A 20632-nucleotide genomic window follows, 5' to 3' on the forward strand; every position below is an offset into this window, starting at 1 on the left:
TCCATGGCACCCGCGGCGCGTCTGCGTTCCGTCGTCGTCGACTGCCCCGATCCGCGCGCCCTGGCCCGCTTCTACGCGGGCGTCGGCGGCGGCACCCCCGAGGACGAGGACCCGGACTGGGTCGTGCTGCGGCTCCCGGACGGGCCGCGGCTGGCCTTCCAGCGGGCGCCCGGGTACACCCCGCCGGACTGGCCGCGGGCGGACCACGACTCCCAGCAGTTCCACCTCGACTTCGACGCCGGGTCCACCTGGGAGGAGGTCGACGTGGCGCAGGAGAAGGTGCTGAAGCTGGGCGCGCGGCTGCTCCAGGCCCAGGACGAGGAGGGCTTCCGGGTCTACGCCGACCCGGTGGGCCATCCGTTCTGCCTGTGCCGGATCGACGAGGGATGAGCCGGGCGGCGGTCAGCCGTCCAGGTCGGTGATCGTGGCCGTCGAGGGTTCCCTGCGGCGCTGTGCCTCGCGGGCGGCGAAGTCGGCCTCGCGCAGTACCCGTTGGACGTTCCCCCAGGTCAGCAGGGCGATGTCGGTCTCGGACCAGTCGCGGCGCAGCAGCTCGGCGACGAGCCGCGGGTAGCCGGAGACATCGGCCAGGTCCTGGGGGTGGGCGGTGCCCGTGTCGAAGGTGCCGGACAGGCCGACGCAGTCCGCCCCTGCCAGCGCCCGCACATGGTCGAGGTGGTCGGCGACGTCCCGGACGGACGGGCCGGTCTGCTCGGCGGCGAGCGGCACCATGCACAGCCCCTTGGCGGCGCCGAGCGCGGCCAGCAGGTCGTCGGGGAGGTTGGCCGCGTGCGGGCGCAGGGCACGGGCCGCGGAACGCGTGCAGAGCACGGGCGCCTTGGAGACCGCGCAGGCCCGGCGGACGGTGTCGGGGCCGGCGCCGGAGAGGTCGGCCAGCACGCCGAGCCGGTTCATCTCGCGCAGGACCTCCTCGCCGAACCGGCTGAGCCCCGCCTCGCCGGCCCAGGAGACCCCGGTGAGCGTCAGAGCGCGCAGCCCGAGGCCGTGCAGGGAGCGCAGGATGCCGAGGGAGTCGCCGAGGGCGACGGCCCCGGCGGGTCCGGGCAGGACGGCGGTACGGCCGCTGTGCCGGACGTCGGTGACCGGGCCGGGGGCGCAGGCCAGGCGCAGGCCGTCCGGGTGGGCGCGGACGACGGTCTTGACGAGGTCGAGCTGCTCCAGGGCGGCGCCGACGGCCCGGTCGCCGCTCAGGCCGTCCGCCAGGTGCAGCGCCCAGAACAGCGCGCCGACGCGGCCCTCGCGCAGACGCGGCACATCGGTGTCGACGGCGCTCTCGCCGAGTTCCAGGTCGAACCAGGACAGCCGGCGAAGCGCCCGGGGCAGGCCGCTGTATCCGTCGGCGACGGGGTGGGCGTCGAGCAGGGCGCGGGCGCGCGTGAGCAGGTCGGCCGCTGCGGGGTCCAGGACCGGTCCTGGGTGTTCCTCGATGAGCGGTGCGGGCAGATCGTCCGTCGCGCCGGCCTCGGCCCCGGCGTCGTACTTGAGCTCTGCCATGACGGTCTCCGTACGGGATCGGCGTCCTGATCAGCGGTCGTACGGTTCACCGTCGCACGTGGGCGCGGGGGCTTCTCGGTGAGTAGGGCGTTCGGGGGTAGGCGCGGCGCGGCCGGCCCAGCCCACCCCCGCTGGTCAGGCGTCCAGCTCCGCGAGGGTGGCGTTGGACGGTCCGCGGGTGGCCTGGAGGTCCCGGGCGACGTCCTCGGCCGCGCCGAGCACCCGGACGGCGTTGCGCCAGGTCAGCTTGGCCAGGTCGGTCCTCGACCAGCCGCGGTCCAGCAGTTCGGCGATCAGGTTCGGGTAGCCGGTGACGTCGTTCAGGCCGTCGGGCGTGAACGCGGTGCCGTCGTAGTCGCCGCCGATGCCGAGGTGGTCGATCCCGGCGACCTCGCGCATGTGGTCGAGGTGGTCGGCGACCGTGGCCACGGTGGCGACCGGACGCGGGTTGCCGTCCTCGAAGGCGCGGTGCACCTTCATCGCCTCGGCGGTGGTGTCGAGGTGGTGGAAGCCGTGGGCCCGCATGTTCTCGTCGGCCGCGGCGGTCCAGTCGACGGCCGCCTGGAGGACGAACTTCGGCACGAACGTGACCATCGCGACGCCGCCGTTGGCGGGGAGGCGTTCCAGCACGTCGTCGGGGATGTTGCGCGGGTGGTCGCAGACCGCGCGGGACGAGGAGTGGGAGAAGATCACCGGGGCGGCGGTGGTGTCGAGCGCGTCGCGCATCGTCGTGGCCGCCACGTGCGAGAGGTCCACCAGCATGCCCTCGCGGTTCATCTCCCGCACGACCTCGCGCCCGAAGGCGGACAGGCCGCCCACGCCGGGCTCGTCGGTCGCCGAGTCGGCCCACGCGATGTTGTCGTTGTGCGTGAGCGTCATATAACGGACGCCGAGCGCGTACAGCGCCCGCAGCGTCGCCAGGGACTCCGCGATCGAGTGGCCGCCCTCGGCGCCCATCAGGGAGGCGATACGGCCCTCGGCGCGGGCCGCCTCCATGTCGGCGGCCGTCAGCGCCGGGCGCAGGTCGGCCGGGTAGCGCGCCAGCAGCTGCCGTACGCAGTCGATCTGTTCCAGGGTGGCGCTGACCGCCTGGTCGCCGGCGTAGTCCGAGCGGACGTACACCGACCAGAACTGGGCGCCCACACCCCCGGCGCGCAGGCGCGGTATGTCGGTGTGCAGGTGGGCGCTCTGGTCGGCGGCGATGTCGCGGGCCGCTATGTCGTAGCGCACCTGTTCGCGCAGCGCCCAGGGCAGGTCGTTGTGGCCGTCGACGACCGGGAACTCGCGCAGCAGGTCCCGGGCGGCCTCCAGGGAGGTCACCGGCGTCACTTCCCGGCGCCGAAGCCGAAGCCGGCGGCGCCCTCGACCTTGGCCCGCAGCCGCTTGCCCTTCTCGGTCGCCTGGTCGTTCAGCTCCTGCTGGAACTCGCTCATCCGCTGCAGCAGCTCCTCGTCGTGCGCGGCGAGGATCCGGGCGGCGAGCAAGCCGGCGTTGCGGGCACCGGCGACGGAGACGGTGGCGACGGGCACGCCGGCCGGCATCTGCACGATGGACAGCAGGGAGTCCATGCCGTCGAGGTACTTCAGCGGGACGGGGACGCCGATGACGGGCAGCGGGGTGACGGAGGCGAGCATGCCCGGCAGGTGGGCGGCGCCGCCGGCGCCGGCGATGATCACCTTCAGTCCGCGCTCGGCCGCGTGCTCGCCGTAGGTGATCATCTCGCGGGGCATGCGGTGCGCGGAGACGACGTCGACCTCGTAGGCGATCTCGAACTCGTCGAGGGCCTTGGCGGCGGCCTCCATGACGGGCCAGTCGCTGTCCGACCCCATGACGATGCCAACAACGGGGCTCATTCGGTGATCGTGCCTCTCAGGTAGCCGGCAGCGTGACGGGCGCGTTCCAGCACGTCGTCGAGGTCGTCGCCGTAGGTGTTCACATGACCGACCTTGCGGCCGGGCTTCACGTCCTTGCCGTACATGTGGATCTTGAGCTGGGGGTCGCGGGCCATGCAGTGCAGGTACGCGGAGTACATGTCCGGGTAGTCGCCGCCGAGGACGTTGACCATGACGGTCCACGTGGCGCGGGGGCGCGGGTCGCCGAGGGGGAGGTCGAGGACGGCCCGGACGTGGTTGGCGAACTGGCTGGTGATCGCGCCGTCCTGGCTCCAGTGGCCGGAGTTGTGCGGGCGCATCGCGAGTTCGTTGACGAGGATGCGGCCGTCGCGGGTCTGGAACAGCTCGACGGCGAGGTGGCCGACGACGCCGAGTTCCTTCGCGATCCGCAGCGCCATCTCCTCGGCCTGCAGGGCGAGGGTCTCGTCCAGATCGGGGGCCGGGGCGATGACGGTGTCGCAGACGCCGTTCACCTGCCGGGACTCGACGACCGGGTAGGCGACGGCCTGGCCGTGCGGGGAGCGCACGACGTTGGCGGCGAGCTCGCGGACGTAGTCGACCTTCTCCTCGGCGAGGACCGGGACGCCGGCACGGAACGGCTCGGCGGCCTCCTCGACGGAGTCGACGACCCAGACGCCCTTGCCGTCGTAGCCGCCGCGGACCGTCTTCAGGACGACCGGGAAGCCGTCCCCCTCGGCGGCGAACGCGGCGACGTCCCGCGGGTCGCTCACGATGCGGTGCCGGGGGCAGGGCACCCCGATCGCATCGAGCCTCTTCCGCATCACGCCCTTGTCCTGGGCGTGCACCAGCGCGTCGGGGCCGGGGCGCACGGGGATGCCGTCCGCCTCCAGGGCCCTGAGGTGCTCGGTGGGTACATGTTCGTGATCGAAGGTGATCACATCGCACCCTTGCGCGAACGCGCGCAGCGTGTCGAGGTCGCGGTAGTCGCCTACGACGACATCACCGACGACCTGCGCCGCGGAATCCTGAGGAGTGTCACTGAGGAGCTTGAACCTGATGCCGAGCGGGATGCCCGCCTCGTGTGTCATACGAGCGAGCTGACCCCCGCCGACCATGCCGACTACCGGGAACGTCACGCCTCTAGGGTATCGGCCCCGCCGGGCACCCCTCTTACCGGACTTTTCCAGGGCTCTTCCCGACCCGGGACACCACACGCGGGCGATCACCGAGGGGGCTGGTTAGCATGGCGGAGTTGACGACCACCGACCGACAGGAGCCTTCACGACCATGGAACGTGGTTCCTCGGGGCTTCAGGAGGCGCCCGCTGCGCGCGGTACGGTGCGGCGGCGCCTGGACCGGCTGGTCCGCGAGGTCGCCAAGTTCGGTGCGGTGGGCGGGGTGGGGCTGCTGGTCAACCTGCTCGTGTTCAACCTCGTACGGCAGGTGACCGACCTGCAGGTGGTGCGGGCGAGCGTCATCGCGACCGTCGTCGCGATCATCTTCAACTACCTCGGCTTCCGCTACTTCACCTACCGCGACCGCGACAAGGGCCGGCGCACCAAGGAGATGACCCTGTTCCTGCTGTTCAGTGCGGCGGGCCTGGTCATCGAGAACGGGGTGCTCTACACGGCGACCTACGGGTTCGGCTGGGACAGCCCGCTGCAGAGCAACATCTTCAAGTTCCTCGGCATCGGCGTCGCCACGCTGTTCCGCTTCTGGTCCTACCGCACGTGGGTGTTCCGTGCGCTGCCGGTGCAGAAGGACCCGGTGGCCGGTGGGGAATCGTTCCTGGAGTCGCGCCGCGGCTCGGACAAGGCCACCCGCCAGCGGGTGGGCTGACCGCTCGCCGGACCCTCCGGGGCACCTCGCGAAACACGCCCTAGCGGACCGTGGGCTCCGTGTCCCCGGACGACTTCTTCGGCGGGGCCGTGCGGGACAGGAACAGGGCGAAGACCGGCGGGTTCGTCTGCAGCATCTCCAGCCGGCCCCCGTCCGCCTCGGCGAGGTCGCGGGCGACCGCCAGGCCGATCCCGGTGGAGTTGCGGCCGCTGATGGCGCGCTCGAAGATGCGGGCTCCCAGGTCGGCCGGGATGCCGGGCCCCTCGTCCGTGACCTCGATGACCGCCTGGTTGCCGGTGACGCGGGTGCGCAGCGCCACCGTGCCCCCGCCGTGCATGAGCGAGTTCTCGATCAGGGCGGCCAGCACCTGCGCGACCGCGCCCGGGGTGCCGACCGCCGTCAGGTGCCGTTTGCCCGAGCTGACGATGGCCCGGCCCGCGCTGCGGTACGCCGGGCGCCACTCCGCGAGCTGCTGCTGGATCACCTCGTCGAGGTCGAAGGTGACCGCGGAGCCGCTGCGGGGATCCCGCGAGTTGGTCAGCAGCCGCTCCACGACGTCCGTCAGCCGCTCCACCTGCGTCAGCGCGATGGTCGCCTCGTCCTTCACCGTGTCGGGGTCGTCGGTGAGGGTGATCTCCTCCAGCCGCATGGACAGCGCGGTCAGCGGGGTGCGCAGCTGGTGCGAGGCGTCGGCGGCCAGGCGCCGCTCCGCCGTCAGCATCCGCGCGATGCGCTCGGCGGAGGAGTCCAGTACGTCGGCGACCCGGTCCAGCTCCGGCACGCCGTAGCGCTTGTGGCGGGGGCGGGGGTCGCCCGAGCCGAGCCGTTCCGCCGTCTCGGCGAGGTCGGTGAGCGGTGAGGCCAGCCGGTTGGCCTGGCGCACCGCGAGCAGGACGGCCGCGATCACCGCGAGCAGGGCCACCGCGGCGATGATCAGCAGGGTCCGGCCGACCTCGCGGGTCACGGAGGAGCGCGGCTCCTGGACGGTGACCGTCTCGCCCTCCTCGCCCCGCTCGCGGGCGCTGATGACGTCCCCGCCGGGCCGGTCGCCGACCTCGATCACGGGCTTGCCGGGAATGCGGATCTCGGCGTAGCGGTCGCCCTGGATCTGATCGCGCAGCACGGCGGCGTCGACGGTCTCGTCGCCCAGCAGCCGGCTGTCGACGATGCTGGCCAGCCGCACCGCCTCGGTGTCCACCCGCTCCTGCGCGGTGTTGGTGATCGTCCGGGTCTCGACGATCACCAGGGACACCCCGAACACGGCGATCACGACGAGGACGACGGCGAGGGTGGACTGGATCAGTCGGCGGCGCATGGCGTGTTACTCACCTGTCGGGCTCGGGAACCGGTACGGGGCCCGCGGCTCAGCTCTTCTCGAAGCGGAAACCCACGCCCCGCACCGTCGCGATGTAGCGGGGGTTCGCCGCGTCGTCGCCCAACTTCTTACGCAGCCAGGAGATGTGCATGTCCAGGGTCTTGGTGGAGGACCACCAGGTGGTGTCCCAGACCTCGCGCATGAGCTGGTCGCGGGTGACCACCCGGCCCGCGTCGCGCACCAGCACCCGCAGCAGGTCGAACTCCTTGGCGGTGAGCTGGAGTTCCTCGTCGCCCATCCACGCCCGGTGCGACTCGACGTCGATCCGCACGCCGTGCGTGGCGGGCGGCTGCTGGGGTTCGGCGGAGCCGCGCCGCAGCAGGGCCCGGACGCGCGCGAGCAGCTCGGCGAGCCGGAACGGCTTGGTGACGTAGTCGTCGGCGCCCGCGTCCAGCCCCACGACGGTGTCGACCTCGTCGGCGCGCGCGGTCAGGATCAGGATGGGCACGGCGTGACCGTCGGCCCGCAGCCGGCGGGCCACCTCGAGCCCGTCCATGCCGGGCAGCCCGAGGTCCAGCACGACGAGGTCGATGCCGCCCTGCATCCCGGCGTCGAGGGCGGTGGGCCCGTCCTCGCGGACCTCGACCTCGTACCCTTCCCGGCGCAGTGCGCGGGCCAGCGGCTCCGAAATGGACGCGTCGTCCTCGGCGAGCAGTACTCGGGTCATGAGCTGATGGTAGTCCGCGCGCGTCGGGCGCCGGGGCGGGATCAACCCGTTGCTTCTTACCGTTCTCCGTCGTCCTTCTTACCTTCCTCCGGGTCTGGTACAGACCATGCGCGGAAGGTGCGACCCTGGAGGGGCCTTCGAATGGGTGTGCGCGGTTGCGTCAAAACCTGTGATTCGCGTCTCAAGACCTTCCATATGGGGCGGTGTCCTGACGTATGGTGAATCTACGCCTGTAGCACTGCGGGGACCTCCGGCCACTTGACGCCGGGGGTCTCTTCTTGCGTAGGGGTCGCTCCTGGCCCCGGAACGGCAATGACCTGTGGCCGGGCCTCCGATGGCGGGGGCGTGGATCCCGGCGGTCGCCGTCTTCCGTCCCTCATCCGGACGGACTCCCCGAGGACGTGGGGACGACGGTTTCGTCCGCCGGTGCCGGCCGCCCCCCACCGGGCGCGTGACCGCTCCATTCGACACGCGTCCCGACAGCAAGGAACGACCATGGCGTCCAGCCTGACGAAGGACTCGGCCCCCACCGGAATGCCCGGTTCCGATCGCACCTTCTTCGGCCACCCCCGCGGACTGGCCACCCTCTTCATGACCGAGATGTGGGAGCGCTTCTCCTACTACGGCATGAGGGCTCTGCTCCCGCTGTACCTCGTCGCTCCGGCCGGCCTGGGCCTCAGTGCCACCACGGCCACGGCGATCTACTCGGTCTACCTCTCGCTCGTCTACCTGCTCGCCCTGCCGGGCGGCTGGTTCGCCGACCGCGTGCTCGGCCCGCGCAAGACGGTGGCCGTGGCCGGTGCCGTGATCATGCTCGGCCACCTGACGCTCGCCCTCCCCTGGTCCGGCAGCTTCTTCGCCGGCCTCGGCCTGGTGGCGATCGGATCCGGCCTGCTCAAGGCCAACATCTCGACGATGGTCGGCCACCTCTACAACGGCCCGGAGGACCCGCGCCGCGACGGTGGCTTCACGATCTTCTACATCGGGATCAACCTGGGCGCCTTCGCCGCCCCGCTGGTCATCGGCACCGTCGGTGAGAGCGTCAACTGGCACCTGGGCTTCGCGCTCGCCGCGCTGGGCATGGCGCTGGGTCTGGCCCAGTTCCTGCTGGGCAGCCGCCACCTGAACTCCCGGTCGGACATCGTCCCCACGCCGCTGACCGCCGAGCAGAAGGCCGCGACCTTGCGCAAGGCCGGCTTCTGGGCCGCCGTGGCCCTGGTCTTCTACGCGATCGTCGGCTTCTCCGGCGTCTACACGCTGAACTGGCTGCTGGTCCCGATCACCCTCGCCGGTCTGATCATCCCCGTCATGGTCATCGGCCGGATGAAGCGCGACAAGCAGCTCGACCGCGGCGAGCAGTCCAAGCTGACCGCGTACATCTGGTTCTTCGTCGCCGCCGCCGTGTTCTGGATGATCTACGACCAGGGTGGCTCGACGCTCTCCCTGTTCGCCGAGTCCTCGGCCGACAACTCGGTCTTCGGCTGGGGCTTCCCGGTCTCCTGGTACCAGTCGGTCAACCCGGTCATGATCATGGCGCTGGCCCCGGTCTTCGCCTGGGCGTGGATCGCACTGGCCAAGCGGGGCAAGGAGCCGAGCACCGCGTCGAAGTTCGCCCTGGGCCTGATCCTGGTCGGCGCGTCCTTCTTCCTCTTCCTGGCCCCGCTGTCGATCGCCGACGGCGGCCACAAGGCGGCCGCGCTGTGGCTGGCGGCGATCTACTTCGTGCAGACCGTCGGTGAGCTGATGGTGTCCCCGGTCGGCCTGTCGGTCACCACGAAGATGGCCCCGGCCAAGTACGCCTCCCAGATGATGGGTGTCTGGTTCCTGGCCGTCACCGCCGGTGACGCCACCACCGGTCTGCTCTCCATCGCGGGCGTCGACCTGAACAAGACGGGCATCGTCGCCCTGGAGGCCACGCTCGCCGTGATCGCCGGGTTCGCGGTCTGGATGTACCGCAAGAAGGTCAAGGAGCTCATGGGCAGCGTCAACTGACGTCCGTCCCCGAGTCCGCCCGGAGGGCCACCGCACGCCACGCGCGCGGTGGCCCTCCGGCGTTCCCGGACGCCGTGGTCAGCGCGGACGCCCCGGAAGGAAGGTGAACACCGCGCCCCCCAGCAGCAGGATCGTTCCCCCCACCGCCCAGGTCGAGGATGTCCGGATTCTCCGACGCCGCCTGGACGAACGTCCAGACGGTCTCGACCTCGTCGCCGGTCCTGGCCCGCGCGGGCGCGCCGACCGCCACGGTCGTGGTGCCCTGGACCGGCGGCAGCCCCGAGACCGGAGGCGGTACGCACTCGGTCGCGTACGACACCTCGGCCGCCTGCGCCGGGGCGGCGGACACGCCCAGCGGCAGGCCGGCGCCCGCCGCGCCCGCTCTGCGGGCCCTGGGGGATGTGGCTCTCCTCGGCTCGCTCACGGGGGTCCCTTCCGGGTCGCAGGACTCGTGGGGCTGTCGTCACGCGATGCGCCGGGGTCGCGGTCCGGGGCGAACCACGGCAGGGCCGGGGACGGGCGCGAGGAGTGCCGTGCCCGCTCACGCGGCCTCAGGCCGACGAGACGCGGGGCCGGTCCGGGCAGACGTGTCCGGGGCCTGGGGGCGGTCCGCCGCGGCCGGACCCGGTCGACGAGCGCCATCCCGGCGCGGAACACCGCGGCCGGCACGACGACCGCCGCCAGGATCCAGAACAGCGTCACGCCCCACGGGCGGCCCACGTCCCAGGGCTGCTCGGCCAGCACCCGGCCGCCGTACTTCAGGGTCACCGTGTAGGCGCCGTGCGCCCCGGCGGCGAGCTCCACCGGCAGCTCGATGCGGGCCTTCCCGCCGGGCCGGACCGTGCCGCGCCACCGCTGCTCCTCCCACCGCGGGGCGAACACCCCGTGGGAGGTCCCCACCTGGAAGACCGGGTCGCGCACCGGCGAGGTGCCCACGTTGCCGACGGTGAGGACGAGCGTGCGCTCCGCCGGGGCGCCGAACCAGGTCAGCAGGCCGTCCGAGCCGTCCAGCCGGGTGTCCGTGAGCACCGACAGGCGTCCGCCCAGCGGTTCGGCGGGCAGCGGTTCCACGGCGTGTCCGGCGACCTGGAAGACGGCGTCGGCCTCGGCCCTCGGCCCGGTCGCCGTCGCCGCGTGCACCACACAGGGGCACGGCACCGGCGGCTCGGCCACCGGCAGCTTCCGCCGGAAGCGCCCCTCGGCGTCCGTCGTCACGGCCCTGCCGTCGGCGTTGGCGCAGGAGTCGGTGCCGCGCACCCCGGTCGTCGGTACGGCCTGACCGCACACGAGGAGCATCAGCAGGGCGCGGGGCCGCCAGCCGCTGCCGCTGACGGTGACCGAACCGCCCGTGCCCGCCTGGGACGCGGACAGCCGCACCGTGGGCCGGTCCGCCGCCGACGCCGTTCCCGCCGCCGGTGGCAGCAGCAGCGCGAGCACCGCCACCAGCACCATCCGTCGCGCCCCGCCGTTCATGTGCGCGCTCCCCTCGGCTCGGCCTGCCTTTCCGGTCCGCGCCGTCGTCGTACGGCGATCAGGGCGGCCCCCGCCGCCGGCGCCCCCGCGGTCCCCGTCACCGCGCCCCGGGGCACGAACCGGGCCGGCGTCCCCGCGGTGTCGCCCGCCCCGCCCGCCGCCGTCACCGTCAGGCGCACGTCGCCGGCGTCGAGCGCGGGCCGCCCGGGCCACGGCTCGGTGCGCCGTGTACGGCCGCCCGGCGGCAGATCGACGCCGAGGGCCCGGGCGCCTCGGTCGAGGAGGCGCCCGAAGAGCCCGTCGGGCCGGATCGCCGGCCGCGGGGCGAGCGGCACCGTCCCCCGGTTGACCAGCTCGTACGTGATGCCGTCGGCGCCCACGGCCACCCGCTCGACGGTCAGCGCGGTCGGTTCAGGGCCGGTCGCGCGCAGCCGGAGGGGGACGGTCCGGGTGTGGCCGTCCTGGTCCCGGGCGACGACCGCCCCGGAGCGGACGCCGGGGGCGGCGGCGACCGGGACTGCCACGGTGAACGGGACGTCGGCGCGGGTGCGGGCCGGGATCCGGACGGACCGCTCGGCGAAGGCGAGCCGGACGCCGTCACCGGTCAGCCGTACGGTGAGCGGCCGCCCGCCCGGGTCGGCCACGGACACTGTGTCCTCGAGGACCGTGCCGGGCGCGCCCTCGGCGTGGAAGAAGGGACGTCCGCCGCCGGAGGGCGCGGCCGACCAGGGCGCGTCGGCGGCGGCCGGCGGGGTGGCCGCCGTCAGCGCGAGCGGGGACAGGCACAGGACGCGGACGGCTGACGGCATCGGTGGCTCCGGCGGCTCGGGCGAGCGGTCAGCGGCCGGCCGGCCGGTGCCGCCGCGTCAGCCACAGCGCGCCCGCCGCGCCCGCCAGGAGGACGGTGCCGCCGAGCGTGCCGAGGGCGATCGCGGAGTCCTCGGGGCCGGTGCGCGGCAGCCCGGCCGCCGGGTCGCCGCCGGACGAGGAGGTGCCGCCCGCTCCCCCGCCGCCCGCCGCCGTCACGTCGAGGGTGAGCGAGGGGCCCGGATCGCCGGTGGGGGTGCAGGTGGTCGTGGTGCCGAGCGCCTTGATGGTGAGCACGCCCGCGGTGAAGGTGACCCTGCCGCTCTTCCCCGGGGTGTAAGTGCCCGTCAGATCACTGATCTTGATGGGGGTGTTGGCCGGTATCGCTTCCTGGTTGGCCGGGCCGGTCACGTTCAGGGTGCCGCTGTCCGCGCCGCCCACCTCGATGGTGGCGCTCGGGCTCATCGCGCCCTTGCCGAGCTCGACCGGGCTGGACGAGACGCCCTTCTGCCACGACATCGTGATCCTGTAACCGGCGCCGCTGCGGACGCCCTTGATGTCGATGGGCGAGACGGCGTTCTTGTCGCCGATCGGCGTCTTGCAGGCGTAGTCGACGTCGACGACCTCGGCCCGGGCCGCGGGGGCGGCCAGCAGCACCGCCGAACCGGCCAGGGCCGCGGCCGTACCGAGCGCGGCGGTTCGCTTCTGCTTCGACACGGTCCCCTCATTCCTGACGGCGTATCAGATCGGCCGTCAAGGTACGCCCGGGGCCCTGAGGAAGGAAGACGCGGCGCACGCCGGAGTGGTGGCGATCGTGAGTGCGCCGAAGGGAGGGGGTGGTGACCCCGGATGCCCCGAGGCCGGGCGCGTGGGCGCTTCGGCAGCGGCCCGCGCTGAGGCGAGGGGGCCGGAAAGGCGAGAGCCCGCAGGGGACGGAACGGAAAGGCCACGGGAAAACCGATTCTTCCCGCGGCCGGACGGGTCAGGCCGGAGCGCCCAGCTCCGCCCACACGGTCTTCCCGACCTGCCCCGCGCTACGGACGACGCCCCAGTCCAGGCACAGCCGCTGCACGATGAACATGCCGTGGCCGCCGGGGCGGCCCGCGCGGTGCGGTGTACGGGGGGAGGGCTGGCCGGTGCCCTTGTCGGACACCTCGACCCGGATCACCTTGTTGTCGTAGGCGATCAGCAGTGCGTCGGGGCCCTCGGCGTGCAGACAGGCGTTGGTGACGAGTTCGGAGACCACCAGCAGGACGTCCTCGGCGGCGGCCCTCCGGTCGGCGGAGGCGGCCGGCAGCCAGCCCCACGCGTACAGCGCCTGCCGGGCGAAGTCACGGGCGAGCGGGACGACGCCGCTCTGGTCCGTGAAGTCCAGCGTGCGGACCTGACGCGCCACGGACGGCTGCGCGGGCTCCACGGGCGCCAGGGAAGCCCTGGGGGGGCTCGCGGACGCCTCCACGGCCGGTGGGCCCTCCGTGGAGCCGTCCGGCGCCGGAGCAGCGGCCCCGGACGACCCGGAAGCGCCGCTGGGCTCCGGGCCGCGGTCGCCCGGCGAGAAAGGCCGGGTGGTGCTCATCAGCGCTTCACCTCACCGATTCACCAGTTGAACGTTCAACTCTTCAATGGATCTGTACGCAGAGTCAGTACACCAGTACACGACCCTTGCCCGGAGCGCCGGTCACGGCCCTGCCGGTGGCCGACGTCACAGCCGACGGTTCCAGGATCTCTCCTGCCCGACCCGAGCGGTGGAACACCCCTCTTCTTCGGCCGAAAGATGTGACGTCCGTTGCGCGGGCGACACAAGGGGTCAGCCGGAGCCGGCGCTTCCGTCGGCGAGGGCGGCCTCCAGGGTGTCGTGGACCGTGAAGACGGCCTCGGCCCCCGTGATCTCGAACACACGCGCGACGACGGGCTGCATTCCGGCCAGGTGAACCCCACCGCCGGCGGCCTCCGCCTTCAGACGCGCCCCGAGCAGCACGTTCAGGCCCGTGGAGTCGCAGAACTCCAGCCGGGAACAGTCGACCACCAGTCGGCTGAAACCCTTCGTGAGGCACTCGTCGAGTGGCTCACGCAACAGATCTGCGGTGTGGTGGTCCAACTCACCCACCGGGGTCACGACGGCACTGGAGCCCTCTTCGCGAACCTCCACCAGAAGTCGGCCAGACTGTGCGCTGCCGACCGTCCCGCGGTCCATGCCGTCTCTCACTCCCGACGTCGTGGCTGCTGACTGACGCTGTCGAACACTACGCCTTCCCTACGCCCTCCAACACCCGAACATCCACCCACAAACGGACATTTATGGACAGAGCGCACTTGCGGTGGGCTCTGCAAAGCCGATAGGGCTAGTAGAGACACGCAACCGACTCGGCCGGCTTTGGAGGCGCCGCACACCGCAGTGCACGCAACGGCTTCGGCAGCCATATGCCGAGAACGATGGAGGACATCATGTCACCCCGGCTCGACGCATCGCATACCCCCGTCGCGACGTCGGCACCCCGACCGGAGAACCCGGATCCCGTCGAGCGCGGCGGCGTATCCGCCGAACCGGCCCCCGGCCAGGACTTCGCTCAGTTCGACGCACTCGCCGGGCTTCCGGACATCCCCCCGTACGACGAGGTGGGGCCGGTGGACGCGCGGGCCCTGTCCAAGACCCTCTTCGAGCGGCTGGAGTCGCTGGAGGAAGGCACCCACGACTACTCGTACGTCCGCAACACCCTGGTCGAACTCAACCTCGCCCTCGTCAAGTTCGCCGCCTCCCGCTTCCGCTCGCGCAGCGAGCCGATGGAGGACATCATCCAGGTCGGCACGATCGGCCTGATCAAGGCGATCGACCGTTTCGAGCTCAGCCGCGGAGTGGAGTTCCCCACCTTCGCGATGCCGACCATCATCGGCGAGATCAAGCGCTTCTTCCGTGACACCTCGTGGTCCGTGCGGGTGCCGCGCCGCCTCCAGGAGCTCCGGCTCGACCTGGCCAAGGCCGGCGACGAACTCGCCCAGAAGCTCGACCGCGCCCCCACGGTGGCCGAGCTCGCCGAGCGCCTCGGCCTCACCCGTGACGAGGTCGTCGAGGGTATGGCCGCGTCGAACGCCTACACCGCCTCCTCGCTGGACGCCCAGCCCGAGGAGGACGACGCCGAGGGCGCGCTGGCCGACCGGATCGGCTACGAGGACAACGGCATCGAGGGCATCGAGTACGTCGCCTCCCTCAAGCCGCTCATCGCCGAACTCCCGCCGCGCGACCGCCAGATCCTGTCCCTGCGGTTCGTCGCCGGCATGACCCAGTCCGAGATCGGCGAGGAACTCGGCATCTCCCAGATGCATGTCTCACGCCTGCTGTCGCGGACGCTGGTCCGGCTCAGAAAGGGCCTGACGATCGAGGAGTGACGGGCCGTCGGAGGCCGACGACACCCCTCCGGACCCCGGGACTGTGCCCGGTGCCCCGCCGAAACCAGTCGGCCGGGCACCGGGCACAGTGCTGTGCGGGTCCCGTGGCGACCGTAGGGGTTACCGGCGGAAACCCTTTCCCCAGGGCTCCCCCTCCTCCACTATGAGCCGTCATACCCGCCGGTTGCCCGTCCGCGCGGGTCGAACGGCTGCGAGGAGGCGGCGGGATGACTGGGGCCGAGGAGACAGGCCACGACCATGAGGACACCGGTTCCCGGATCCACGCGGACACCTCCGACGCCCGGCTGACCGAACTGCTGCGCGGTCACACGACCACGGCGTACCCCGCCCTCCAGGAGCTGCGCGCCCGCCACCTCCCGCACGTCCTCGCCTACGCCCGGCTGTGCGCCCCCGACGACGCCCTGGCGCGTCAACTGGCCGCCGGGGCCGTCACATCGGCTGCCCGGCGGGCCGCGCGCGGCATCGACCCCGGCCTGCCCTGGCGGCACCACCTCCTGCTCCTCGCCGCCCGGACGGCCGGGACCTGGGCGACGGACGAACGGGCGGCGGGCCTCGACCCCGCCCTGCTGCTCCTGCTGCGCACGACCGGCCCCGACGGGCCGCTCCCGCCCATGCTCACCGCCTTCCAGTCCCTGCCGGACCGTGCCCAGGGCCTGGTCTGGTACGGGATCGTGGAGGGGGAGCCGCCCGAGCGCACGGCGACCCTGCTCGGCCTCACCCGCGAGGACGTCGCCTACGGCACCGGCCCGGCGCTCCAGCAGCTCGCCCGCGCCTGTCTGCACACCCGCCTCGCCGCCTCCGACGACCCGGACTGCCCGGACTTCGGCCGTCTCATCGAGGAGTCCGTACGGCCGGACAACCCGCGCGACAGCGCCGATCTGCAGGCCCACATGGCGCGCTGCGCGCACTGCGCCGCCGCCCACGACGAGCTGGCGGCGCTGCGGGACACCCCGCGCGCGGCCCTGGCGGAGGGGCTGCTGCCGTGGGGCGGTACGGCGTACACCGGGGGTGCGGCCCGGGAGACGCCGGCCTCCGGCCGGGGCACGCGGGTACGGCCCGTACGCGTGCGGGAGACACGGCCGGACCGCCGTCAGCTCGTCCTGGTGTCGGCGGCGCTCGGGGTGGCTCTGCTGCCGCTGGTGGTGTTCCTGGGGGCGCGGGGCGGATCGGAGGCGGGGGACTCGGCGGGCGCGGCGGTCAGCGTGCCTCCGACGGCGGTGACGAGTTCGGCGGCGACCGAACCGACCACGTCGTCGACGTCGTCGCCTCCGCCGTCACCGTCACCGTCACCCTCACGGACCTCGAAGTCACCCTCGCCGACTCCGAGTCCGACGCCCACGAGGACGGCGACGCCACGACCGCCGTCCTCCACCCCGCGCCCGCCGTCCTCCTCGTTCGCGCAGGTCGTGAACGCCGGTTCGGGACTGTGCCTGGACGTGGGCGGCGCCTTCTTCGACGGGACCGACGTGGTCACGGCCCGCTGCTCCGGGTCGCGCACCCAGCGCTGGCGGGTCGACGAGGACCGCGGGGTGCTGCAGTCGGCCGCCGACCCCGGCTTCTGCCTGGACAGCCGGGGCGACACGGACCGGGGCGTCGGGATCTGGGACTGCGACTCGGTGTCGGGCCGCAACGGGCGGAACCTGATGTTCGTGGTGGACGGGGACGGGCTGATCCGCCCCGTCATCGACTTCGGGACGGCCCTCACTCCCGACGGCGGCGCCGGCGACGGGCTGTCGCTGGAGCCCACGCGCGCCGGCGCCGGTCAGCGGTGGCGGGCGGGGGCCGCCTGATCAGGCCACGCGAACCCCGCGCCGCCACACCTCGCTCACCAGGGGCACACCGGGCCGGTAGGCCAGGTGCACATGGCTCGGGGCGTCGAGCAGCAGCAGGTCGGCGCGGGCGCCCGGGGTGAGCCGTCCGATGTCGTCCCGGCGCAGTGCCGCCGCGCCGCCCGCCGTGGCCGACCAGACCGCCTCGTCGGGCGTCATCCCCATGTCCCGTACGGCGAGCGCCACGCAGAACGGCACCGACGAGGTGTACGACGAGCCCGGGTTGCAGTCGGTGGACAGCGCCACGGTGACCCCGGCGTCGAGCAGCCGGCGGGCGTCGGGCCACCGCGCCCTGGTGGAGAACTCGGCGCCGGGCAGCAGGGTGGCGACGGTGCGGCTGTGGGCGAGCGCGTCGACGTCGGCGTCCGTGAGGTGGGTGCAGTGGTCGGCGCTGGCGGCGTCCAGTTCGACGGCCAGCTGCACACCGGGGCCGTAGGAGAGCTGGTTGGCGTGGATGCGCGGGTGCAGGCCCCGGGCCTTTCCGGCGGTGAGGATCGCGCGGGCCTGGTCGCCGTCGAAGGCACCCTTCTCGCAGAAGACGTCGATCCAGCGCGCGTACGGGGCGCAGGCGTCCAGCATCTCGCCGGTGACGAGCTCGACGTAGGCCGCCGGGTCGCCGGCGTGGTCCGGGGGGACGATGTGGGCGCCGAGGTAGGTGACCTCGTCGGTGTGGGCGGCGGCGATGCGCAGGGCGCGGGCCTCGTCCTGCACGGTCAGGCCGTAGCCGGACTTGGTCTCGAAGGTGGTGGTGCCCTGGCGCAGGGCCTCGGCGAGGTGCCGGGTGAGGGTGCGCTCGAGGTCGGCGTCGCTCGCCGCCCGGGTGGCGGCGACCGTGGTGCGGATGCCGCCCGCGCTGTACGGCCGGCCCGACATCCGGGCGTTGAACTCCTCGGTGCGGTCGCCCGCGAAGACGAGGTGCGAGTGGGAGTCGACGAAGCCCGGGATCACCGCCCGGCCACCGGCGTCGACCCGGTTGTCAGTGGCGGGTGCTTTCCTTTGATCACCGGTCCACACGACGCGGTCGCCCTCGACGGCGATCGCCGCGTCGTGGACCAGTCCGAGGGGGGAATTGTCACCGAGGGAGGGGTCGTTGGTGACCAGGGCGGCGATGTTGGTGATGAGCGTGCTGGCGGTGCTCGCTGAGTGGGCGGGGCTGACGGTCGTCGCGTTGCTCATGGCGTCCTTGGTTGCCTGGTCGGCGGTGGGGTCGGGGGCGGAGCGGCCCGGGGTCATCCGCGCAGGGCTGCGACGGCGTCCGCGAGGGCTCGCGGCACGTCCGGCACAAGGGTGTGGACCCCGTCCCGCACGACATGCCGGCCGGCCACGACCGTATGCGACACGTCCGCTGCCGACGCGGCGAATACGGCCGTCTCGGCCCCGAGCCGCGGAAGCGGCCCTGCCGTCCTGACGGAGTCCAGCGCGACGGTCGTGAAGTCGGCGAGCGCACCGGGCTCCAGCGTGCCCGCCCGGTCCCAGCCGAGGGCCGCGTGGCCGTCGGCGGACGCGGCCCGCAGGAGGGCGGCCGCCGTCCAGTGACCGCGGGTGCGGGTGCGCAGCCGCTCGTTCAGCTCCAGGGCGCGGGCCTCTTCGAGCAGGTCGATGACGGCGTGGCTGTCGGAGCCGAGACACAGCGGTGAGCCCTCGTTCTGGAGGGCGGCGGCCGGTCCGATGCCGTCGGCGAGGTCCCGTTCGGTGGTGGGGCACATGCAGGTGCCGGTGCCGCTGCCGCCGATCAGGGAGATGTCCTCGGGCGTGAGGTGGGTGTTGTGCACCCCGGTGGTGCGCGGGCCGAGGACCCCGTGCAGGGCCAGCAGCTGGGTCGGGGTGCAGCCGTGGGCCTCGCGGCAGGCGTCGTTCTCGGCGGTCTGCTCGGACAGGTGCACATGGAGCGGGGCGTGCCGCTCCTCGGCCCAGCGGGCGACGGTCGCCAGCTGCTCGGCGGGCACGGCCCGCACGGAGTGGACGGCCGCGCCGATCCGCGCGTGATCGTGTTCCTTGAGAAGTGAACAGCGTTCGGCCCAGGCGTCGGCGTCCCCGTCGGAGAAGCGCAGTTGGTGGGCGGTGGGCGGGCGGCCGAAGCCGGAGGAGAGGTAGGCGGTGTCGAGGAGGGTGATCCGGATGCCGGCCTCGGCGGCGGCCGCGATCAGGGCCTCGCCCATCGCGTTGGGGTCGGCGTAGGGGGTGCCGCCGGGCGCGTGGTGGACGTAGTGGAACTCGCCGACGGCGGTGATGCCGGCGAGCGCCATCTCGGCGTACACGGCGCGGGCCAGGGCGTGGTAGGTCTCCGGCGTCAGCCGCTCGGCGACGGCGTACATGACCTCGCGCCAGGTCCAGAAGGTGCCGGAGCCGACCTGGGCGGTGCCGCGCAGGGCGCGGTGGAAGGCGTGGCTGTGCGCGTTGGCGAGGCCGGGCAGGGTCAGTCCGCGCAGGGCCTCCGCGCCGGGCGGCGGGGTGGGGACGCCGGTGCGGACGGCGGTGACGCGGCCGTCGGCCACGTCGAGGGCGACGCCCGGCTCGACGGCGGTCCCCCCTGCTCGAGCGGAGCCGAGAGCCTGGGGGAGGGTGTCGAGCCAGGCGTGCTCCAGCCAGTACGTCTTCGCTGTCACCTGCGGGCCAGCCCTTCCAGTACGTCGGCGAGTGCGAGCACCCCGGCCACGCAGTCGTCCTCGGCGGCGAACTCGGCCGGGGAGTGCGAGACACCCGTGGGGTTGCGTACGAACAGCATGGCCGTCGGGATGCGCCCGGAGAGGATTCCGGCGTCGTGTCCGGCGCCCGTACCCAGGACGGGCACGCTGATGTCGGTGTCCTTGCCGAGGATGCGGGCCAGTTCGTCGCGCAGTCCGTGGTCGAACTCGACGACCGGCGTGAAGGACTCGCGGACGACGTCGAGTCCGACGCCGTGTGCGTCGGCGTGGGCGCGGGCCGCCTTCTCGATGCCGCCGACGACGGTGTCGAGCACCGCCTGGTCCCGGGCGCGGGAGTCGAGCCAGCCGCGCACCAGGGAGGGGACGGCGTTGACGCCGTTGGGCTCGACGGCGATCTTGCCGAAGGTGGCGACGGCTCCGGCGTGTCCGGCCTCCCGGCGGGCGGCGAGCACCGTCTCGGCGTAGGGGAGCATCGGGTCGCGCCGGTCGGTGAGCCGGGTGGTCCCGGCGTGGTTGGCCTCGCCCCGGAAGTCGAACCGCCAGCGGCCGTGCGGCCAGATGGCGCTGGCGATGCCGACCGGGTCGCCGGTCAGGTCCAGGGCACGGCCCTGCTCCACGTGCAGCTCGACGAAGGCGCCGATGCGGGCGAGCCGTTCTGGGTCGGCGCCGAGGGCGTCGGGGTCGTATCCGGCGGCCTCCATGGCGCGCGGCAGGCTGGTGCCGTCCGCGTCGGTCAGGCGGTGCGCGTCCTCGGTGCTGAGGGCTCCGGCGGTGAGCCGGGAGCCGACGCAGGCGAGCCCGAAGCGGGCGCCCTCCTCGTCGCCGAAGTTGACCACGGCGAGGGGCTTGGCGAGGTCCGTGCCGCGGGCACGCAGTTCGTCGAGCGCGGCGAAGGAGGACACCACGCCGAGGGGGCCGTCGAAGGCCCCGCCGTCGGGCACGGAGTCCAGGTGCGACCCGGTGACGACGGCGTCCCCGGCGGTGGGGTCGCCGAGCCAGGCCCACTGGTTTCCGTTGCGGTCCACCTCGTAGGCGAGGCCGCGGGTGCGTGCCTGCTCCTCGAACCAGGCCCGGCAGTCGAGGTCGGCGCCGGTCCAGGCGGAGCGGCGGTAGCCGTGGGAGTCGGGGTGCCGCCCGATGGGGTGCAGCTCGCGCCACATCTCGTGGAACGAGCTGCCGCCCGGCTGTGGGCCGTCGTTCCGCGGGGCGGCACGGGTGGGCGCAGCCGGACC

At 73.2% G+C, this 20632-nt stretch carries 19 protein-coding genes and 1 pseudogene; 5 read left to right on the top strand and 15 right to left on the bottom strand.

Annotated features, from left to right (window positions below; genetic code table 11):
* Positions 1–3 precede the first annotated feature (3 nt).
* Positions 4–390 (top strand): VOC family protein, encoded by a 387-nt coding sequence (locus ABZ899_RS04650; RefSeq protein WP_361340665.1) that lies wholly within the window; start codon positions 4–6, stop codon positions 388–390.
* A gap of 12 nt (positions 391–402) precedes the next feature.
* Here the strand turns inward: ABZ899_RS04650 and ABZ899_RS04655 are convergent, their stop codons facing one another.
* The 4 genes from ABZ899_RS04655 to ABZ899_RS04670 form a co-directional block, all read right to left on the bottom strand.
* Entirely contained in the window at positions 403–1515 is a 1113-nt protein-coding gene (locus tag ABZ899_RS04655; protein ID WP_361340667.1) for a dipeptidase, read from the bottom strand.
* Between the two features lie 135 nt (positions 1516–1650).
* Positions 1651–2835, bottom strand: a complete 1185-nt coding sequence (locus ABZ899_RS04660; protein ID WP_361340670.1) for a dipeptidase — start codon at positions 2833–2835, stop codon at positions 1651–1653.
* Between the two features lie 5 nt (positions 2836–2840).
* Positions 2841–3368, bottom strand: coding sequence for a 5-(carboxyamino)imidazole ribonucleotide mutase (gene purE, locus ABZ899_RS04665; RefSeq protein WP_361340673.1), 528 nt, complete (start codon positions 3366–3368; stop codon positions 2841–2843).
* Positions 3365–4504: a 5-(carboxyamino)imidazole ribonucleotide synthase gene (locus ABZ899_RS04670; RefSeq protein WP_361340676.1), complete on the bottom strand. Its 1140-nt coding sequence runs from the start codon at positions 4502–4504 to the stop codon at positions 3365–3367. Before ABZ899_RS04670 ends, purE begins: the two co-directional genes overlap by 4 nt.
* Positions 4505–4655: 151 nt before the next feature.
* Between ABZ899_RS04670 and ABZ899_RS04675 the strand changes: the two genes are divergently transcribed.
* Entirely contained in the window at positions 4656–5207 is a 552-nt protein-coding gene (locus ABZ899_RS04675; RefSeq protein WP_361340679.1) for a GtrA family protein, read from the top strand.
* Between the two features lie 40 nt (positions 5208–5247).
* On the opposite strand, the gene ABZ899_RS04680 is transcribed toward ABZ899_RS04675, so the two are convergent.
* Both ABZ899_RS04680 and ABZ899_RS04685 read right to left on the bottom strand, forming a co-directional pair.
* A complete protein-coding gene (locus ABZ899_RS04680) occupies positions 5248–6522 on the bottom strand; it encodes an ATP-binding protein (RefSeq protein ID WP_361340681.1) in 1275 nt (424 codons plus the stop codon).
* Between the two features lie 49 nt (positions 6523–6571).
* Positions 6572–7249 (bottom strand): response regulator transcription factor, encoded by a 678-nt coding sequence (locus ABZ899_RS04685; protein ID WP_055624243.1) that lies wholly within the window; start codon positions 7247–7249, stop codon positions 6572–6574.
* 495 nt (positions 7250–7744) lie between these two features.
* Between ABZ899_RS04685 and ABZ899_RS04690 the strand changes: the two genes are divergently transcribed.
* Positions 7745–9241, top strand: a complete 1497-nt coding sequence (locus ABZ899_RS04690; RefSeq protein WP_361340684.1) for an oligopeptide:H+ symporter — start codon at positions 7745–7747, stop codon at positions 9239–9241.
* Positions 9242–9389: 148 nt separating this feature from the next.
* On the opposite strand, the pseudogene ABZ899_RS04695 reads toward ABZ899_RS04690, so the two are convergent.
* From ABZ899_RS04695 to ABZ899_RS04720, 6 genes and pseudogenes are all read right to left on the bottom strand, one after another.
* Positions 9390–9596 (bottom strand): annotated as a pseudogene (locus ABZ899_RS04695) (hypothetical protein); the annotation flags it as partial.
* Between the two features lie 65 nt (positions 9597–9661).
* A complete protein-coding gene (locus tag ABZ899_RS04700; RefSeq protein WP_361340687.1) occupies positions 9662–10714 on the bottom strand; it encodes a hypothetical protein in 1053 nt (350 codons plus the stop codon).
* Positions 10711–11523 carry a hypothetical protein gene (locus ABZ899_RS04705; RefSeq protein WP_361340690.1) on the bottom strand — a complete coding sequence of 271 codons (813 nt, stop codon included), beginning with the start codon at positions 11521–11523 and terminating at the stop codon, positions 10711–10713. Before ABZ899_RS04705 ends, ABZ899_RS04700 begins: the two co-directional genes overlap by 4 nt.
* Positions 11524–11551: 28 nt before the next feature.
* Positions 11552–12238 carry an LPXTG cell wall anchor domain-containing protein gene (locus ABZ899_RS04710; RefSeq protein ID WP_361340694.1) on the bottom strand — a complete coding sequence of 229 codons (687 nt, stop codon included), beginning with the start codon at positions 12236–12238 and terminating at the stop codon, positions 11552–11554.
* A 265-nt stretch (positions 12239–12503) separates the two neighbouring features.
* Positions 12504–13097, bottom strand: a complete 594-nt coding sequence (locus ABZ899_RS04715) for an ATP-binding protein (RefSeq protein ID WP_361340697.1) — start codon at positions 13095–13097, stop codon at positions 12504–12506.
* A 231-nt stretch (positions 13098–13328) separates the two neighbouring features.
* On the bottom strand, positions 13329–13715 hold the full coding sequence (locus tag ABZ899_RS04720) for an STAS domain-containing protein (protein WP_361340700.1): 387 nt from the start codon (positions 13713–13715) through the stop codon (positions 13329–13331).
* Between the two features lie 239 nt (positions 13716–13954).
* On the opposite strand from ABZ899_RS04720, the gene ABZ899_RS04725 reads away from it, so the two are divergent.
* Complete coding sequence (locus ABZ899_RS04725; protein ID WP_361340702.1) at positions 13955–14905, top strand: RNA polymerase sigma factor SigF; 951 nt, start codon at positions 13955–13957, stop codon at positions 14903–14905.
* A 227-nt stretch (positions 14906–15132) separates the two neighbouring features.
* Positions 15133–16716 (top strand): RICIN domain-containing protein, encoded by a 1584-nt coding sequence (locus tag ABZ899_RS04730; RefSeq protein WP_361340704.1) that lies wholly within the window; start codon positions 15133–15135, stop codon positions 16714–16716.
* On the opposite strand, the gene hutI is transcribed toward ABZ899_RS04730, so the two are convergent.
* From hutI to ABZ899_RS04745, 3 genes are read right to left on the bottom strand one after another with little or no spacing between them, the layout of a single operon-like run.
* Entirely contained in the window at positions 16717–17988 is a 1272-nt protein-coding gene (hutI, locus tag ABZ899_RS04735) for an imidazolonepropionase (protein ID WP_361340707.1), read from the bottom strand.
* On the bottom strand, positions 17985–19361 hold the full coding sequence (locus ABZ899_RS04740; RefSeq protein ID WP_361340711.1) for a formimidoylglutamate deiminase: 1377 nt from the start codon (positions 19359–19361) through the stop codon (positions 17985–17987). Before ABZ899_RS04740 ends, hutI begins: the two co-directional genes overlap by 4 nt.
* Positions 19358–20560, bottom strand: coding sequence for an allantoate amidohydrolase (locus ABZ899_RS04745; protein WP_361341537.1), 1203 nt, complete (start codon positions 20558–20560; stop codon positions 19358–19360). The genes ABZ899_RS04740 and ABZ899_RS04745 overlap by 4 nt, the downstream gene beginning before the upstream one ends.
* Between the last annotated feature and the right edge of the window lie 72 nt (positions 20561–20632).

This window comes from Streptomyces sp. NPDC046859 (assembly GCF_040645135.1).
Lineage (GTDB): Bacteria > Actinomycetota > Actinomycetes > Streptomycetales > Streptomycetaceae > Streptomyces.

Excerpts from the sequence above, each read along its gene's own strand:
- ABZ899_RS04680 (WP_361340681.1), bottom strand. The coding sequence starts at position 6,522 with ATGCGCCGCCGACTGATCCAGTCCACCCTCGCCGTCGTCCTCGTCGTG.
- ABZ899_RS04705 (WP_361340690.1), bottom strand. The coding sequence starts at position 11,523 with ATGCCGTCAGCCGTCCGCGTCCTGTGCCTGTCCCCGCTCGCGCTGACG.
- ABZ899_RS04700 (WP_361340687.1), bottom strand. The coding sequence starts at position 10,714 with ATGAACGGCGGGGCGCGACGGATGGTGCTGGTGGCGGTGCTCGCGCTG.
- purE (WP_361340673.1), bottom strand. The coding sequence starts at position 3,368 with ATGAGCCCCGTTGTTGGCATCGTCATGGGGTCGGACAGCGACTGGCCC.
- ABZ899_RS04650 (WP_361340665.1), top strand. The coding sequence starts at position 4 with ATGGCACCCGCGGCGCGTCTGCGTTCCGTCGTCGTCGACTGCCCCGAT.
- ABZ899_RS04675 (WP_361340679.1), top strand. The coding sequence starts at position 4,656 with ATGGAACGTGGTTCCTCGGGGCTTCAGGAGGCGCCCGCTGCGCGCGGT.
- ABZ899_RS04685 (WP_055624243.1), bottom strand. The coding sequence starts at position 7,249 with ATGACCCGAGTACTGCTCGCCGAGGACGACGCGTCCATTTCGGAGCCG.
- ABZ899_RS04690 (WP_361340684.1), top strand. The coding sequence starts at position 7,745 with ATGGCGTCCAGCCTGACGAAGGACTCGGCCCCCACCGGAATGCCCGGT.
- ABZ899_RS04725 (WP_361340702.1), top strand. The coding sequence starts at position 13,955 with ATGGAGGACATCATGTCACCCCGGCTCGACGCATCGCATACCCCCGTC.
- ABZ899_RS04715 (WP_361340697.1), bottom strand. The coding sequence starts at position 13,097 with ATGAGCACCACCCGGCCTTTCTCGCCGGGCGACCGCGGCCCGGAGCCC.
- ABZ899_RS04730 (WP_361340704.1), top strand. The coding sequence starts at position 15,133 with ATGACTGGGGCCGAGGAGACAGGCCACGACCATGAGGACACCGGTTCC.
- ABZ899_RS04745 (WP_361341537.1), bottom strand. The coding sequence starts at position 20,560 with ATGTGGCGCGAGCTGCACCCCATCGGGCGGCACCCCGACTCCCACGGC.
- ABZ899_RS04720 (WP_361340700.1), bottom strand. The coding sequence starts at position 13,715 with ATGGACCGCGGGACGGTCGGCAGCGCACAGTCTGGCCGACTTCTGGTG.
- ABZ899_RS04655 (WP_361340667.1), bottom strand. The coding sequence starts at position 1,515 with ATGGCAGAGCTCAAGTACGACGCCGGGGCCGAGGCCGGCGCGACGGAC.
- hutI (WP_361340707.1), bottom strand. The coding sequence starts at position 17,988 with ATGACCCCGGGCCGCTCCGCCCCCGACCCCACCGCCGACCAGGCAACC.